The sequence below is a fragment of the Burkholderia sp. Cy-637 genome, assembly GCF_011753175.1.
In the GTDB taxonomy this organism is placed as follows: domain Bacteria; phylum Pseudomonadota; class Gammaproteobacteria; order Burkholderiales; family Burkholderiaceae; genus Burkholderia; species Burkholderia gladioli.
Map to the genome: position 1 here is coordinate 1 of NZ_VWWC01000155.1, position 16,764 is coordinate 16,764.

Consider the following 16,764-nt stretch of genomic DNA (forward strand, 5'->3'; position numbering starts at 1 on the left):
GTCGCCTTCGTGGCCGGCGCCTTCCTGTGCGGCGGCATCCTGCAGTTCGCGCCGGGCGCTGTCGGCCTCGACGCGCCGTTCGGCGCGGGCTCGACCCCGCGCACCTGGATCGCCGCGGCAGCCGGCTACCAGCAGCTCTATTCGCGCGACACGCTGGCCTCGGTGAACGCCGACCCGGCCGCGACGGCCAGCACGCTCGACGAGATCCGCCGGGTCGACGGCTTCGACATGACGATCCCCGACCTGCGCGCGGCCGGCCTCACGTTCAAGCGCGTGCAGCGGCTGCGCTTCGAGGGCCGCCCGCTGGTACAGATCGTCTACCTGCCCGAGCACGGCGCGCCGATCGCGCTGTGCGTGATGAAGGAGGCCAAGCCCGACCAGGCGATCGCCTCGCGCAGCATCGCGCAGATGGACGTGGTCAACTGGCGGCAATCGACGCTCGCCTACGCGCTGATCGGCCAGCCCGGCGACGCCGACCTGGCCCTGGTCGCGCAGCGCATCTCGGCGCCCGGCGCGGCGCCGCTCTATTCCGCGCTGCCGGCGGCGGCCCCGGCGCACGCCGGCTGAGGCACGGTACGAGACGGCGGGGCATCGGGCGTCGACGCGGCGCCCGATGCCCCGCGTTCGTTTACGTCCAGCTTTCGAATTCCTTTGATCAGTCCTGCGAAACAGGGCCCCGCTTACGTTCCTGACAAGCAAGGCGCCGCGCTCGCAACCCCCGGTAATACGAGCGTTCGACGCGGCCGCTGCGAGCCGCGCGAATCTATGCGCTAATGCATGAACCTGTCATGCACGCGCGGGCCGATCCGGCACCCAGACCTCGCGCGAGGTGACCGATGCCAGCCCGAGGCGATGGAATAAACCCCCGGCCGCGCGCGTTATGCAAGGGAGCGGACGAGAACTGCGTCCGCCCGGCTCCCTCAACGCAAACGACCCACCGACCACACCATGAAACTGATCCCGCACCGCGCCCTGCTGATCGCCTCGCTGAGCCTCCTCGGCCTCGGCGCCTCGCTGTCCGCCCACGCCGACACGCTGGCCGTGCACGCCACGCTGAACGCCGCCTCCGAAGTGCCGCCCAAGCAAAGCGACGGCCACGGCACGCTGACCGGCAGCTACGACACCAGCACCAAGGTACTGAGCTGGCACGTGGTCTACTCGGACCTGACCGGCCCGGCAACCATGGCGCACTTCCACGGCCCGGCGCCGGTCGGCCAGAACGCCGGCGTGATGATCCCGATCGACATGAAGGACGTGCCGAGCCCGATCGACGGCCATGCCACGCTGAGCGCCACCCAGGAAGCCGGCCTGCTGGCCGGCAACTGGTACTTCAACGTGCACACGGCGAAGAACCCGGGCGGCGAGATCCGCGGCCAGGTTGCCGCCGACAAGCAGTAAGCCGGCCATGGCGACCGGCCGCCGCCGCGAGCGCGGCCCGGTCGCCCGGCCGCGACGCGCCCTGAACCGGCAGCGTCCCCGAACCCGGCCCCGACGTCCCCACCACGAGACCAGAACCGACATGAATTCACGTGCCCCGTCCCAGGCCAGCCCGGCCGCCGATGCGAGCCGCAGCGTGCCGCGCTACACGCGCACGGCCATGGTGCTGCACTGGCTGATCGCACTCGGCATCCTCTGCAACGTCGCGATCGCGCTGTCGGCCGACGCGATGCCCGATGCCTGGGTGCGGCCCGCGATCGATATCCACAAGTCGATCGGCATCACCGTGCTGGGCCTGGCGATCCTGCGCCTGCTGTGGCGCGTCTCGCATCGCCCGCCCTCGCTGCCGGCCTGGTTCCGCCGCTGGGAACTGCGCGCCGCGCATGTCGCCCATATCCTGCTCTACGTGCTGATGTTCACGCTGCCGATCACCGGCTGGCTGCACGACTCGGCCTGGAACGGCGCGGCCACGCATCCGATGTCGCTCTACTACGTGATCCCCTGGTTCCGCCTCGGCTTCATCGAGAGCCTGCCGCCCGCGGTGAAGGATCACCTGCACGACCTGTTCGGCGCGATGCACACCTGGGCCGCCTACGCGCTGTACGTGGTGCTCGCCATGCATATCCTCGGCGCGCTCAAGCACGAGCTGTTCGATCGCGAGTCGGTCCTGCGCCGGATGCTGCCGTGAGCTGCCCTCCTTCCACCCTCGTCCGGGAGCCCCGCATGGACCGTCCGTCGAACCCGCCGCGGCGCCCCGCCGCCGGCAGCGGCAGCCACGGCACCGTCGCGGCCGCGCGCGAAGCGCTCGAGCAGGCCCGCACGCGCATGTCGCCGCGCCTCACGCCGCGCGGCACCACCCTGGCCAGCGTGCTGATCCACGGCACCGCGATCGCCGTGTGGGTGCTGCTGCTCACGCGCGCCCTGGTGCCGGGCCTGGTGTCCTGGTCGGTGGGCATCGCCTACGTGATCTACGACACGCTGCTGCTGTCCTTCGTGGCCTTCAAGATCCTGCCGCTGGCCGGCCCGATCTCGCGCCTGCATGCGCCGGCCAGGCCTGCGCCCGGCGCTCGCCAGCCGAGCCTCGGCGTGGTGGTGGCCGCCTACAACGAGGCCAGCGTGATCAAGGTGACGCTCGACGGCCTGTTCTCGCAGAGCGAGCCGCTGCAGCAGATCATCTTCGCCGACGACGGCTCGAGCGACGACACGATCGGCGTGCTGACCCGCCAATACGGGCTGGTGCAGGCCCCCGACGGCGAGCTGAGCGCGCCCAGCACGACCCACCCGAACCTGCGCTGGCTGCGCGTGCCGCACGGCGGCAAGGCCGCCGCGCTCAATGCCGCGCTGCTGCACATCGAGACCGACGCGGTGATGACGGTGGACGCCGACACGCGCCTGGCGCGCGACGCCTGCGCCGCGATGCGCCGCGCCTTCGCGGCCGAGCCGGCGCTGGTGGCCGCCACCGGCATCCTCACGCCGATCTGCGCGCGCACCCTGTCGGGCCGCTTCTTCCAGTGGTTCCAGACCTACGAGTACATCCGCAACTTCATCTCGCGCTTCGCCTGGATGCGCGCCGACAGCCTGCTGCTGATCTCGGGCGCGTTCGCCTGCTTCCGCCTCGACGCGCTGCTCAAGGTGGGCGGCTTCGACGGCGAGTGCCTCGTGGAGGACTACGAACTGATCCACCGGCTGCGCCGCTACGCGGTCGAGCACGGCGAGACCTGGCGCGTACGCGTGATCGGCGACGCCCATGCGCACACCGACGCGCCCGGCACGCTGCGCAGCTTCCTGCGCCAGCGCCGCCGCTGGTTCGCGGGCTTCCTGCAGACCCAGTACTGGAACCGCGACATGACCGGCAACCGCCGCTACGGCCAGCTCGGCATGCTGATGCTGCCGGTCAAGGCGCTCGACACGCTGCAGCCGATCTACGGCCTGACCGCCATCGCGCTGCTGTTCGTGTTCCTCGTCGAGCACCGCTTCCATGTGGCGCTGTCGATCTCGGGCGTGATCGCGGCCAAGATCGTGATCGACTTCGCCTTCCACCTCTGGTCGATCCATCTCTATCGACGCTGGACCGGCTATCGCGAGCAATCGAGCCTGGCGATCGCCTTCGTCGCCTCGGTGCTGGAGCCCTTCAGCTTCCAGGTGCTGCGCCATACCGGCGCCGCGCTCGGCTGGGTGCACTTCCTGCGCGGCAACCAGCGCTGGGGCGCCCAGGAGCGCACCGGCCTGGTCGGCGACGGCAACTGAGCCCGCCGCGCTTCAGCTTCAGAGCGGCTTGATCATGAAGTAGCGCGAGGTGCCGGCCGGCTGGCAGGGCACCTCGCCGAACACGCGAAAGCCGTGCTTCTCGTAGAAGCGCGGCGCCTGGAACGAAATCGTGTAGAGCACGGCGTTGTCGCAGCCGCGCCGTCTCGCCTCCTCCTCGGCACGGGCCAGCAGCTCGCTGCCCACCCCGCCACGCCGCAGCGTCTGCGGCAGATACAGCATGTCGATGAAGCACACGCCCAGCGAGGTGCGTCCCGACAGGCCGCCCAGCACTTCGCCGGTGGCCGGGTCGCTGACCACCAGGTCGAGCGGCGTGTTGTCGGGCTGTCCCGAATTGAGGTTGTTGTAGTCGTCGAGCTTGCGCGCGAGCAGCTCGCGCGCGGCCTCGTTCTTGCCCTCGGCGAGCTGGATCGAATAGGCGGCTTGGGTGGTCATCGGTTCGGGCGGATCGGTGGCGGATCGGTGGCGAAGCGGGCGCTGCAACAGCAAGCGCGGGAAAAAAAGAGCGCACATGGTGCCACGGCGCGGCGGCCCTGCCTATGCCGCGCGCGCTCGATGCCGGCGCACCGTCGCCACCTCGACGGAATCGATGCAATCGCGCCGCCCTTGCCTGTCGTCGCGAACCGCCGGCCGCTCAGGCCGACAAGCTCAGCAGCCCCGGCGCGCAATCGAAGTCGAGCGCGCGCGTCGCCTCGCTCATGTAGTCGACGAACACGCGGATCCGCGTGGGCAGGTGCTTGCGGCTCGGATAGCAGAGATAGTGGCCGCGATCCTCGTCGGCGAAGGCGCCCAGGCAGGCCAGCAGCCGTCCCTCGCGCAAGGCCTCGCAGGCCAGGTAGGCCGGCAGTTGCGCCAGCCCCTCGCCGTCCAGGGCCGCCTGCATCGCCAGCTCGGGATCGTTGAAGCCGTGGCGCGCCTCGGGCACGACGCGACGCACGCCGCCCTCGGCGCGAAACGTCCAGGCCTCGACCGAACCCGCCGCGCCGCGCAGGCCGATGCAGCGATGCGCGGCGAGCTCGCCGAGATCGCGCGGCAGGCCGTGGCGGCTCGCATAAGCGGACGAGGCGCAGACCAGCAGGCGCATCGGCATCAGCCGCCGGGCGATCAGTTGGCTGTCCTCCAGGATGCCGTCGCGAAACGCCACGTCGATGCGCCCGGCGGCGAAATCGGGCGGCCCGTCGTGCAGCAGCAGGTCGAGCGCGATCTCGGGATAGCGCTCGCGAAAGCCGCGCAGCAGCGGCGCCACCACGCGCCGCCCGAAGCCGCTGGCCGCGCGCACGCGCAAGGCGCCGCGCGGCGGCCCGCTGCGCAGCTCGCGCATCTCGTCGAGCGCCTGCGCGATCTGCTCGATGCCAGGGCGGCAATGCTCGTAGAACAACTGCCCCTCGCGCGTGAGCTGGGTGCAGCGCGTGGTGCGCAGCAGCAGGCGCGCGTCGAGCTGGGCCTCGAGCTTCTGCACGTTGCGGCTGACCGCCGAGCGGCCGATGCCGAGCCGCTCGCCGGCCTTCGCGAAACTCCCTTCGGCCGCCACCGCGAGGAAGGCGATCACGCCCGTGTAGCTGGTGGCGAAGCTGGCGGCGAAGACGTCGTCGCCGCCCGGGCGGGCGGCGGCGCGATGATCGGGAAACAGGGACATGGCTGGCTCGAACAGGGTTGCGGATCACCACAAGACGTCCGGCGCGCGCATGTTGTGACAGCGCTTCGCGTTTTTTCACCGGGCCGCCCGCGCGACCCGGCAAGCCCGCTCAGGACAGGTTCGCCTTGTCGAGCCCATAGGCCTTGTCGGCCGAGCCGGGCACGGTGCGAAAGCCGACGTTGAGACGGTTCCAGGCATTGATCGCCATCACCGCGAAGCTCAGGTCCGACAATTCCGCCTCGGAGAACTGCGTGCGCACGCGCTCGTAGATCTCGTCGGGCACGCCCTGCTCCGGCAGGCGCGTGAGCACCTCGGTCCAGGCCAGCGCGGCCCGCTCGCGCGGCGCGAACAGCGTCGATTCGCGCCAGATCGCCAGGTGGTGCAGGCGCAGCGCGCGCTCGCCATGCAGGCTCGCCTCCTTGACGTGCATGTCGACACAGAAGCCGCAGCCGTTCAGTTGCGAGGCGCGGATCGAGACGAGATCGAGGATGGCTCGCTCGATCGTGCTGTCGTGCAGCAGGTTGCTGAACTCGATCAGCTTGTGGAACAGCTTGGAGGATTGGCGCGAGGCATCGATACGTTGGGACATGAGGGCACTCCATGATGGGTGGATGGCGGCCGCGCGGCGCCGGCCCGATCGCCGGGTCCGGCCGCGCGCCGGACTGAACCCATGCTAGGAGCGAGCGATCAAGCGCGGAAGCCGCGCGGCGGGCTCACGCCGTTGCCGCGCGCGCACCAATCGCCTTGCCTTGATCGCCGCACATCAATCGCCGCGCATCAGGGAGCCGGCGCCCAGCCGTCGCCGCCGACGGCCTCGCCGCGCGCGGCGGCGATCCGCGCCAGCTTGTCGGGATTGCGCTGCACCAGGATGCGCCGGATGCGTTCGCCGTCGGTCTCGTAGGTCTGCGCCGATTCGAGCCGGCCGTCGATGAAGCGCAGCAGCGCCCACTGGCCGTTGAGCACGGCGAGCTCGGCACGCACCGCGCCCGGGAAGCGCCGCGCGCCCGCGTAGAAAAGCTGCGCGATGCGCCGCCCGCCCACCATCGGCCAGGGAAAGCTCGGCACCCGGCCGCCGCCGTCGCCGATCAGCACCGCATCCTCGGCCAGCAGCGCCTGCAGCGTCGCGAAATCGCCGCTCTCGAGCGCGCGCGCGAAACCCGCCAGCAACTGCCGATGCCGCGCCGGCGAGACGGCGAAGCGCGGCCGCGCCTCGCGCAACTGCGTGCGGGCACGGCTCACCAACTGGCGGCAGGCCGCCTCGCTCTTGCCGATCGCGCTGGCCACCTCGTCGTAGCCGGCGTCGAACACCTCGCGCAGCAGGAAGGCCGCGCGCGCCTCCGGCGTCAGGCGTTCGAGCAGCATCAGGAAGGCCACCGAGAGATCGTCGGCACGCTCGGCGAGCTGGTCGGGCGTGGCCGGCGCCTCGGACAGCGCGGGCTCGGGCAGCCAGAAGCCGCTGTAGTGCTCGCGCTGGACCTTGGCCGCGCGCAGCCGGTCGATCGCGATGCGGGTGGTGACCGACACCAGCCAGGCCTCGGCATTGTCGATCTCCTCGCGATTCGCGCCGTGCCAGCGCAGCCAGGCGTCCTGCACCACGTCCTCGGCCTCGGCGACCGAGGCCAGCATGCGATAGGCGATGCCGTGCAGGCGCGGACGCAGGCGGTCGAAGCGGCGTATCGCGTCGCGGGCGTTGCCGGCTTCGTCGCTGTCGCTGCCGTCGTCGGAGGCGGGATCGTTCGCGGCGGCTGGGGTTCGAATCATGATGGTCGGCCCGTGGAGAGGGGGCGGGATCGAGACATCGCCGCCTCCCGGCCCGGGCGGGAGCGCGGCGGACACGGCCCGCACGGCCGTGACCTTCGCCAGACGTTCGAGGCGACCCGTTTGTGACGGCCGCCGTCGAATTTTTCGCGCGCTGCCCGGTTTGCGTCGGGTTTGCGCCCGAATCTCGCTAAGTCAGCGCTAAGTCAGCGCTCAACCGGCGCTCAACCGGCGATGCTGCAGCGATGATCCTGCATCTCCTCGGCCGGCACGCCGAGCAGCGCATTGCCCGTGGCCGCCAGCACCAGGAAGCGTCGCGCATCGAGCTTGACCAGCGCCACGCCGGTATAGGCCAGCGGCTCGTGCTCGGCGGCCAGCTTCTCGCGCACCAGGGCGAAGGGATCGGTATGCGCCAGTTCGGCCGCGTCGATCTTCCTGGCCATGTAGCTGTGCCAGCCGATGCGCCCCGGCAGCGCGAACCAGCCATCGCCCAGCTTGCCGGTTTCGAGCGTGTCGAGCATCGCGCGCACCTTCGGCTCGAGACAGGAGATATGGATATGCAGCTGGTTCTGCGTGCGCGCGTTCTCGGCATTCACGGTCAGCGCGATGTCGGTCTCGCGCAGCGGCTTGCCGAGCTTCTCGGCCAGCAGCGCGCGCGCCTGCCAGGCGTACCAGAAGTAGTTGGGCGTGCCGGGCGCGGCCAGGCGGGGATCCTCGATGCCGGTGATGCGCTCGCTCGGCAGCAGCAGGTATTGATAGGGATCGCGGTCGACCTTGTAGAGCACGTAGCCGTGCGCGGTATCGACGAAGGCGCAGGGGCTGTAGCTTTCGCGGGCCTGGTAGTTCGGCAGGCACTGGCCGCTGATGCGCTTCCAGAGGATGTCGTGATCGACGGCCAGCGCCTCGCGCGCGGCCAGCAGCACGGCGAGGATGGGTAGCAGACGCAGGCAGGAACGGAACGAGGCGCGCATGGTTCGGGGCGGAAGCGGATCGAAGGCCGCGCGCGATGGCTCGCGCGCGGGGACGGCCCGGCGATTGTCCATCGTCGCGTCGCGCGCGACAAGCGCCGGCGCGGGCCGCTTCGCCCCGCGAAACGCCGGCACGGCGCTCGCCGGGGCAGGCGCCGCCCTGCCTGCTACCTCAGCGCGCCGAGCTCGCGCTCAGCCGCACCGAGCGATAGGTCTCGCGGCGCTGCGGATGGGTCAGCACGATCTGCCAGAGTTGCCCCTGGCGCGAGCGGAAGAAGCCCGCGCAGCAGAGCAGGTAGTACTTGAACATGCGATAGAAGCGCAGGTCGTAGCCCGACTTCAGGCTCGGCCAGGCCGCATCGAAACGCGCCCACCAGGCCATCAGCGTGCGGTCGTAGTCGGGGCCGAAGTTGTGCCAGTCCTCGATCAGGAAGCGCCCGTCCACCGCCTCGACGATCTGCCCCGGCGCCGGCAGCTTGCCGTTGGGGAACACATAGCGGTCGATCCAGGGATCGGTGCCGGCCGACTCGCTGGCGATGCCGATCGAATGCAGCACGAAGATGCCCTCGGGCGCCAGCAGCCGCCTGGCGGTATCGAAGTAGGTGCGATAGTTCTTCGGGCCGACGTGCTCGAACATGCCGACCGAGACGATCTTGTCGAAGCTGCCCTGCAGCTCGCGATAGTCCTGCAGCAGCAGCGTGACGGGCAGCCCGCGGCAGCGCTCCTGCGCCAGCGCCAGTTGCTCCTTGGAGACGGTCACGCCGGTCACCTTCACGCCGTAGCGCTCGGCCGCGAACTTGGCCAGGCCCCCCCAGCCGCAGCCGATGTCGAGCAGGGTCTCGCCGGGTTTCAACTGCAGCTTGCGGCACAGCATGTCGAGCTTGTCGAACTGCGCCTGCTCGAGATCGGTGGCGTGTTCCCAGTAGCCGCACGAATAGATCATGCGCGAATCGAGCATGGCCTCGAACACGTCGTTGCCGGCGTCGTAGTGCTGCTCGCCCACCTGGAACGCGCGGCTTCTCGACTGCAGGTTGAACAGGCGATGCCGCAGGTGCTCGTAGCCGAGCCGCAGCTTGGCCATGCCGAGCGCCGCCATGTCGATATCGGTGAGCAGCAGCCTGGTGAACAGCTCGTCGAGCCGCTCGCAATCCCACAGCCCGTCCATGTAGGCTTCGCCGAAGCCCAGCGACCAGCTCGAGAAGATGCGCCGATAGACCTCGCGGTCGTGCACCTGGATGTCCCAGGCGCGCTTGCCGCCGATCTCGACGTCGGCTGCCCTCAGCAGCGAAACCAGCGCCGCGGGCGCCGCGCCCGCCTGCCGGGAAGTCCCGTGTTCGGATTGGCCGGGGATGGAAGGTTCGGGTGTCATGCCGGCTGGTTCTCCAGTTCGAGGGTCGTGCGCCGCCAGGATTGCGCGGTCTCTTGTCGGGTCAGCACTATCGCCGGAACGCCGCCGGCCTGTGAAATTCAATATTCGAATGGACCCGATAGCCTGAACCCGCGGGCAGGCCCTCGCCCGCTACCGGCATCCCCCGCCTGTCTCGCCGCGTCCCGTGTCCGGAATGCACGTGAAATGGCAGCAATCGTCGCGCGGTTTTTATTGAGATTAGCTATCGAAAAAGGGAAACTGATTGCGTTTTCCGTGGGCTTCGATGCGTCTCGCGCCGCGCTGCAAATACGATAGCCGATCCGCGCCGAAACTGCCGCGAAGCGCCGCGCGCCTGCCGGGACCATCTCTGCACGCCGCGGCGGCTTCGCCCAGAATCCGCTGCGCGCATCGCCCGCCGCGAGGCGCGATGCGCGAGACCCGCCACGGAACACCTGCCCTCGCGCGATGCAGCCCGCTGCCGCGCCGGCAGCGCGTCGTGCCGAACCGATCGGCGCGCGCTCCCCACACTCAAGCTCAGGAGAAGTTTCATGTCCGACAAGACGACCCCGACCTACCTGACCCACGCGGCCGGCGCCCCGGTCAGCGACAACCTCAACATCCAGACCGCCGGCCCGCGCGGCCCGGCCCTGCTGCAGGACGTCTGGCTGATCGAGAAGCTCGCGCACTTCGACCGCGAGGTGATCCCCGAGCGGCGCATGCACGCCAAGGGCGCGGGCGCGCACGGCAGCTTCACGGTCACGCACGACATCACGCGCTACAGCAAGGCGAGGATCTTCTCGGAGATCGGCAAGCAAACGCCGATGTTCGCGCGCTTCTCGACGGTGGCGGGCGAGCGCGGCGCGGCCGATGCCGAGCGCGACATCCGCGGCTTCGCGCTGAAGTTCTACACCGAGGAAGGCAACTGGGACGTGGTGGGCAACAACACGCCGGTGTTCTTCTTCCGCGATCCGCTGCGGTTCCCGGACCTCAACCACGCGATCAAGCGCGATCCGCGCACCGGCATGCGCAGCGCCGACAGCAACTGGGATTTCTGGTCGCTGCTGCCCGAGGCGCTGCACCAGGTCACCATCGTGATGAGCGAGCGCGGCCTGCCGCGCAGCTTCCGCCACATGCACGGCTTCGGCAGCCACACCTACAGCTTCATCAACGAGGCCAACGAGCGCAGCTGGGTGAAGTTCCACTTCCGCAGCCAGCAGGGCATCGAGAACCTGACCGACGCCGAGGCCGAGCAACTGGTGGGCAAGGATCGCGAATCGCACCAGCGCGACCTGTACCAGAGCATCGAGCGCGGCGAGTTCCCGCGCTGGACGCTGTTCATCCAGGTGATGACGGACGCGCAGGCCAAGGCCTTCCCGTTCAACCCGTTCGACCTGACCAAGGTCTGGCCGAAGGGCGATTTCCCGCTGATCGAGGTGGGCTACTTCGAGCTGAACCGCAACCCCGAGAACTTCTTCGCCGAAACCGAGCAGGCCGCCTTCTCGCCCTCGAACATCGTGCCGGGGATCGGCTACTCGCCCGACAAGATGCTGCAGGCGCGGCTGTTCTCCTACCCGGACGCGCAGCGCTATCGGCTCGGCGTGAACTTCAACCACATCCCGGTGAACGCGCCGAAGTGCCCGTTCCACAGCTATCACCGCGACGGCGCGATGCGCACCGACGGCAACCTCGGCGGCACGCCCTCGTACTGGCCGAACAGCAAGGGCGAGTGGACCGACCAGCCCCAGTTGAACGAGCCGCCGCTGGCGATCGACGGCGCGGCCGCGCATTGGGATCATCGCGTCGACGAGGATCACTACCAGCAGCCGGGCAACCTGTTCCGCATGATGAACGAGGCGCAGAAGCAGGCGCTGTTCGACAACACGGCGCGGGCGATGGGCGACGCGCGCGAGGAGGTCAAGCAGCGCCACGTGGAGAACTGCGCGAAGGCCGATCCGGCCTATGGCGCGGGGGTGGCCGCGGCGCTGGCGAAGCTGGCGGCGGCCAAGTAAGGACGCGGCCGGCGCCGGTCAGGCCGCCGGCGCCGGGCCGATGCCCGAAGCCGACGGCTCGGCGCCATGCGGTTCGATCGCCGCGCCTACCTGAGCGAGGCCGGGTCGAAGATCACCAGCCGGCCGTCTTCATGAAGCCCGCAAGGCCAGCCGCCCAGCCGATAAGCCTGCCCTGCCCCGTCGAGCCAGGGCTCGGCCGGCAAATCCAGCCAACGATGGATCGCGAGGGTCGCCAGTACGAACATCGCATCCTCGCGCGCCTCGGACCAACGGAAATCGTCGCGCGGCGTGTTGCTGCCGGCGAGCCTTCGCTTGCGATGCTCGATGCGCTCGCCGGCCTGGCGGCGCTGGCATTCCAGCATCCATCGCTCGACGAAACCTTGGGCGGCATCGAAGCGCGGGTGCCGACGCAGGTGGGCCCGGCATTGCTCGATGGCATCGAGCCAGATGCGATAGCCCTCCGGCAAAGACTGCTCGAACGCAAGCAGGAAGGCCGGATCCAGATCGGCAGTCACGATCGCGCCTGCCACGGCTGCGTCCGGCAGCCCCGCGAACAGCGTGTCGGACGCGAGCAGCCGCAATACCTCGACGGCCTCGTCCGCGCTCACTGGTCCGAGTAGTCGAACACGCCGAGGAACAGCGGATCCTCGTCGATCTTGCGCGTGACGACCTTGGGATCGTAGGCGAAATCGTATTGCACCAACACGCTTCGGGCCTGCGTGATGCCGCGCGCCGCGGCCGCCGCCAACACCGCGTCGCGATACGAATCGGCATAGGACAAATCGGCGAGCAGGTCGCCGATATCGCTCATCTGGAAATCGAAATGATTGTTTTCCTGATCGCTCAGGCGGTAGTAGCCGACCCCGCACAAGTCCTGCAAGGTATCGATGTCGGTATCGCCGCTGCGATCCAGCATGCCGAGCCAGACCGACAGCACGCCCTTCTTCTCGAAGTTCTGCGTGTAGAAATCCTCGTCCTCGGAATAATCGCGCGATGCCATGGTTCAGGCTCTCCTATTGATGAAAACCCGACGGCAGCGCATCGTAGCCGCCGGTGATCCATTTGTCGGCCCACGGCCGGATGTTCTGCTTGAAATCCGACAGGCTGCTCGAGTTCTGGATGATCGACTGGAGCTGATTATGGACCATCTTCGAGCCCGGAGCCTTCGAGTTCGGCAGCCCGGTCGAGTGCTTCCAGCCGTTCGCGAGGCCGCCCTCGTTGAGGTCCGAAATCGGGATCGCGAAGTCCTCCTGCACCTGCTTCGCACTCACGTCCCACTGCTTCCATTGCGGCGCCTCAGCCACCATCAGCATCTCGTGATTGCCACCCGCGCCGCGCAATCCCGATTCGATCTTGGCGCGCAGGGCCGGCTGCTCGTACATCGTCGAGATCTCCTCCGGCGTGCGCGCGTCGAACCATTCGTTGAACTTGCCGCTGGCGAAGGTCGGGATGTCCTTGGCCGTGACCTTGTTGACGTCGAACTCCTCGCAGCCGGACAGCCCGAGCGGATCGATGCGCCCGGTCGGATTCTCGACGTAGCCCTGGGTGCGCAGGCCGCCCGCCAGGCCAAGCGGATCGGGACTCAGGTACTGGCCCGAGTCGGGATCGTAGTAGCGGTTCAGGTTGTAGCTGAGCCCCGATTCCTGGTCGGCCCATTGCCCCGGGAAACGCAGCGTGGTGTCGAGCGTGCCGGCCTCGTCGTTGGCCGCCGGCCTGTCCAGCAGCCGCCCCCACAGCGAATGCGCCCCCTTCCAGACACGTTCGCCGCGCGCATCGAAGATCGCCTTCGGCATGCCGACCTGGTCGGTCAGCATCGGATACAGGCCGTCGTCGGTTTCCTGCGCGAGCGGACGGAAACTGCCCGGGTCGATGTGCCAGGTCACCACCTCGCCGGTGGTGCCGTCGCGCAGTTCGGTCCAGCGCTCGGCCAGTGCCGGGCCGTCCCAGAGATAACGCGTGCTCTCGCGTGCTCCCACCCGGCGCTTGTCGACGCGCCGGTTGAAAGCGTCGTAGCGATAGGTCCACACGCCATGGTCGGGCGTGCTCAGCTTGACCAGGCGATTCAGGCCATCCCAGTCGTACCGCCAGGTCCTGGGCCGGAAGCCCGGCCGCTCGACGGTCTTCTCGATCGCGCGACCTCGTGCGTCGTAGCGCCAGCGCGCGTAGCCGACGCGCTCCGGCAGGCCGCCGGGCGCATGGCGATGCGCCTCGCCGGTGTCCTGCTCGCCGTGCGCGCCCAGGTTCATCGCCGCGTCGTAGCCATAGCGCTCGGCCGGCTGCCGCGCCGCGTCGACAGCGGTGACCTGGCCGCGCACGTCGCGCCGGTAGTCGATCGTATCGGCCTCGGTGTCGATGCCAGCCAGATCGCCTGCCGCATCGTAGCGATAGACCTGGCGCGTCAGCTGCTCGATCGCGCCGGCCGGATCGGTCTGCAGCATCGCCAGCAGATCCTCGGGGCCGGCCACCTGCTTGCGGATGCGCCCGCAGACGTCGTATTCGACGCGCGCGACGAAGGCCCCGGCGTGCCGGGCGATCTCGCGTCCGAGCCCGTCGCGCTCGATCTCGAGGCCGCCGACGCGCGTCAGCGCGCCGAGCGGGTCATAGGCGTAGACCGTCTCGCGGGTCGGCGTGGCGCGCAGGCAGCGGCGTCCCGACTCGTCGTAGACATGGCGCAGCAAGTCGCCATGCTGGTCCTCGCCGATCAGGCGGCCATGCGCGTCGTAGGCGAAGCGCGTCAGGTGCGGGTGCTCGCCCTGCACCTCGGCCGAGGCGAGCCGCCCGCCGGCGTCGTAGCGATAGACGATGCGGACATCGCCCGCGTCGATGGCGGTGATGCGGTCGAGCGCGTCGTAGCTGTAGCGCCATTCGGCGCCATCCGGCAGGCCGCGCGCCAGCAGGCGGCCGGCCGCGTCGCGCCGATACCGCGTGAGACGCCCTCCCCAGTCGATTTCCGAGCGTAGCCGGCCCGCCGCGTCGTAGTCGTAGGTCCAGGTTTCGCCCAGCGGATTGGTGACGCGGCTCAGGCAGGTGCGATGATCGTATTCGTAGCGCGTTTCCTGGCCGGCCGCGTCGATGCTGGCCGTCAGCAGGTCGAACGGCCCGTAGCGGCGCCGGATCACGCGGCCCAGCGGATCGACCTGCTCGATCGCCAGGCCCTCGCTGTTGTAACGCGCGCTCAGCACCGAGCCGTCGGCTCGCGTCACGGCGCGCAGCAGGCCGCGCGGGTTGTCGGGGCCCGGCGTGTAGTCGAAGCGCGTGAGCTGTCCATCGGGCGAGGTTTCGGCAAGCAGGCGCCCGAACACGTCGACCTCGCGGCGAAACCTCGCGCCGCTCGCCAGCACCACCTCGCTGGGCCGCAGGCGCGCGTCGTAGTCGAAGCGCGTCTCGGCCGCGCCGCGAACCACCCGCAGCAGCTCGCCGCGCGAACCATAGCGATATTGCGTGCGGGTGCCGTCGGGCTCGGTGCGCGCGATCAGGCGGCGCAGGTGATCGTATTCGAGCCGAATGCGCCCGCCCGAAGGCAGCACCACCGCCACCAGCCGCTGCTCCTCGTCGTGCTCGAAGGCCATCGCACGGCCACTCGCCTCGATCACGCCGACCAGTTGCCCCCGCGCGTCGTAGCGATAGTCGGTGCGCCGCCCGAGCGGATCGATGCGCGCGCTCAAGCGACCGAGCTCCCACTCGTAGCGCTCGGTGGCGCCGAGCGCATTGCAGTGCGCGACCACCAGGCCGTCGGCGTCGTGGTCGTAGATCGACTCGCCGTCGGCATCGATCACGCGGGTGCGTCCCGGCTCGTAGACGAAGCGCCCGCCGTGGTAGCCCTCGCGCGTGCCGGTTTCGATCACGCGGCCGTCGCGATCGTAGCGATAGTGAACCTCGGTCTGGTCGGTATCGCGCCAGCGCGTCATCCAGCCGTTGTCGTCGTAGTCGTAGCGGAACCCGCCGAACTGGCGGCTCGCGACCTCCACCAGACGTCCGCCCTGGTGGACATAGTCCACCAGCCGATGGACGATGCCATCCGCGTCGTGCAGCACGATCGCGAGCGGGTGCCGCTGCTCGCCGTGATAATGCAATGCGACGCGATAGCCATCGCTGTGCGCGAGTTCGGCAAGCCGGCCCTGCTCGTCGTAGCCGAAGCGGATCGCGTTGCCGTCGAGATCCTCGATGCGTTCCAGTCGTGCCGTGCCCACCTCCGCCAGCTCGGCGAAGATCAGCAGCCGTCGCGTGTCGCGATCGAGAATGCGCGGCTCGGCGCAACTGCCGACCAGACGATAGCGCGGCTCGCGCAAATTGATGCCGTCGAAGGCGCTGGCCGGCGCATCGAAGCCGAGCACCAGCCCGGCTCCGTCATGGAAGCGCACCACGCGGCCGTCGCGAGTCAGCCGTTGCGACCAGTTGTCGGTCCAGCGTTCGCCGAGCAGGCCGTGCCCGGTCGCGCGGGTGCGATAGCGTCGCGCCAGTTCGAGGGGCAGCACGCCGGGGATGTAGAGATCGCGGCGGCGCTCCACCAGCTCGCCGCTCGCCACGTCGACCGGATCCTTCTCGCAGGTGCGCTTGTTCTCGTCGACGCCGGTCTGCTCCACCGATTCGGTCGAACTCGGCCGAAAGCGCTCGCCCACCATATGCCCGAGCTTCGCGCCGATCAGGCCGCCCAGCAGCCCGGCCAGGAATTCCTGGCCGGCCGTCAGCTCCGGGTTCTTCGGGCCGTATTGCCCGGTGGTCTTGTCGATCCAGATGCTGTTGCGCCCCGAGTTGACCTTGCCGCTGCAATGCGTCTCGTGGCCGATCCGCACCAGCGGCAGGCCGTTGACGAAGATCGTCTTGCTGCCCTCGACCAGCGGCTCGGGCGCGCCCGAGTGATGCTCGCACTGCACCAGGTCGCTCACGCGCGCGACCTTCTTCTTCTCGAAGTAGACGGTGCGCGAGCCGGTCATGATCTTGCCGCAGTTGCTGCCCATGCTCTGGCTGGCCTGCGCGAGCGCGCTGCCCAGGCTCAGGCCGCCGGCCATCACGCAGCCAATGATCAGCGCGCCGGCCAGCCCGCCGGTGACGACCGTGGCGGCGATCGCCGCGCCGATCGCGACGCCCACCGCGAGCCCGACCATCATTCCCCAGAAGCCCGAGGAATGGGCGATGTCATCGCCAACACAGGCCGGGTGCGGGTCGCCCCGGCCGATGGTGAGCCCGAGCGCGTCGCCGAGCCGGGTGAAGCCGCTGGCCATCGCGCCCGTCACGCCGACCTTCTCCAGCAGCATCGCGCCGCCCAGCGCGATCACCGCGGGCGCCGCGGCCAGCGCGCCGGCACCGAGCGCGGCCGCGCCG

General features: G+C 69.5%; 13 protein-coding genes and 1 pseudogene. 5 read left to right on the forward strand and 9 right to left on the reverse strand.

Annotated elements, in window-relative coordinates; translation table 11 throughout:
- The 4 genes and pseudogenes from F3J10_RS28275 to F3J10_RS28290 all read left to right on the forward strand — a co-directional run.
- Positions 1-567: pseudogene (locus F3J10_RS28275) on the forward strand (anti-sigma factor); the annotation flags it as partial.
- Between the two features lie 381 nt (positions 568-948).
- Complete coding sequence (locus F3J10_RS28280) at positions 949-1,398, forward strand: CHRD domain-containing protein (protein ID WP_013697258.1); 450 nt, start codon at positions 949-951, stop codon at positions 1,396-1,398.
- Positions 1,399-1,519: 121 nt separating this feature from the next.
- Positions 1,520-2,125 carry a cytochrome b gene (locus tag F3J10_RS28285; RefSeq protein ID WP_025099678.1) on the forward strand — a complete coding sequence of 202 codons (606 nt, stop codon included), beginning with the start codon at positions 1,520-1,522 and terminating at the stop codon, positions 2,123-2,125.
- A gap of 137 nt (positions 2,126-2,262) precedes the next feature.
- The gene (locus tag F3J10_RS28290; RefSeq protein WP_029950797.1) at positions 2,263-3,684 is read left to right on the forward strand and encodes a glycosyltransferase; all 1,422 of its coding nucleotides are present in this window, start codon (positions 2,263-2,265) and stop codon (positions 3,682-3,684) included.
- An 18-nt stretch (positions 3,685-3,702) separates the two neighbouring features.
- On the opposite strand, the gene F3J10_RS28295 is transcribed toward F3J10_RS28290, so the two are convergent.
- The 6 genes from F3J10_RS28295 to cfa form a co-directional block, all read right to left on the reverse strand.
- Positions 3,703-4,137 (reverse strand): GNAT family N-acetyltransferase, encoded by a 435-nt coding sequence (locus F3J10_RS28295; RefSeq protein ID WP_167243499.1) that lies wholly within the window; start codon positions 4,135-4,137, stop codon positions 3,703-3,705.
- 199 nt (positions 4,138-4,336) lie between these two features.
- Complete coding sequence (locus F3J10_RS28300) at positions 4,337-5,338, reverse strand: LysR family transcriptional regulator (RefSeq protein ID WP_167243500.1); 1,002 nt, start codon at positions 5,336-5,338, stop codon at positions 4,337-4,339.
- Positions 5,339-5,447: 109 nt separating this feature from the next.
- Positions 5,448-5,927: a carboxymuconolactone decarboxylase family protein gene (locus F3J10_RS28305; protein WP_103691051.1), complete on the reverse strand. Its 480-nt coding sequence runs from the start codon at positions 5,925-5,927 to the stop codon at positions 5,448-5,450.
- Positions 5,928-6,115: 188 nt separating this feature from the next.
- The gene (locus F3J10_RS28310) at positions 6,116-7,099 is read right to left on the reverse strand and encodes an RNA polymerase sigma-70 factor (protein WP_205200512.1); all 984 of its coding nucleotides are present in this window, start codon (positions 7,097-7,099) and stop codon (positions 6,116-6,118) included.
- Positions 7,100-7,320: 221 nt separating this feature from the next.
- Positions 7,321-8,067, reverse strand: coding sequence for a CDP-diacylglycerol diphosphatase (locus F3J10_RS28315; protein WP_167243501.1), 747 nt, complete (start codon positions 8,065-8,067; stop codon positions 7,321-7,323).
- 169 nt (positions 8,068-8,236) lie between these two features.
- The gene (gene cfa / locus F3J10_RS28320) at positions 8,237-9,433 is read right to left on the reverse strand and encodes a cyclopropane fatty acyl phospholipid synthase (protein ID WP_166915547.1); all 1,197 of its coding nucleotides are present in this window, start codon (positions 9,431-9,433) and stop codon (positions 8,237-8,239) included.
- A gap of 548 nt (positions 9,434-9,981) precedes the next feature.
- Between cfa and F3J10_RS28325 the strand changes: the two genes are divergently transcribed.
- Entirely contained in the window at positions 9,982-11,442 is a 1,461-nt protein-coding gene (locus tag F3J10_RS28325) for a catalase (protein WP_166915545.1), read from the forward strand.
- An 86-nt stretch (positions 11,443-11,528) separates the two neighbouring features.
- Here the strand turns inward: F3J10_RS28325 and F3J10_RS28330 are convergent, their stop codons facing one another.
- From F3J10_RS28330 to F3J10_RS28340, 3 genes are all read right to left on the reverse strand, one after another.
- Positions 11,529-12,050, reverse strand: coding sequence for a hypothetical protein (locus F3J10_RS28330; RefSeq protein ID WP_167243502.1), 522 nt, complete (start codon positions 12,048-12,050; stop codon positions 11,529-11,531).
- Positions 12,047-12,442 carry a hypothetical protein gene (locus F3J10_RS28335; protein WP_025099668.1) on the reverse strand — a complete coding sequence of 132 codons (396 nt, stop codon included), beginning with the start codon at positions 12,440-12,442 and terminating at the stop codon, positions 12,047-12,049. The genes F3J10_RS28330 and F3J10_RS28335 overlap by 4 nt, the downstream gene beginning before the upstream one ends.
- A 13-nt stretch (positions 12,443-12,455) precedes the next feature.
- A partial coding sequence (locus tag F3J10_RS28340) for an RHS repeat-associated core domain-containing protein (RefSeq protein ID WP_167243503.1) occupies positions 12,456-16,764 on the reverse strand: 4,309 nt, incomplete at its 5' end.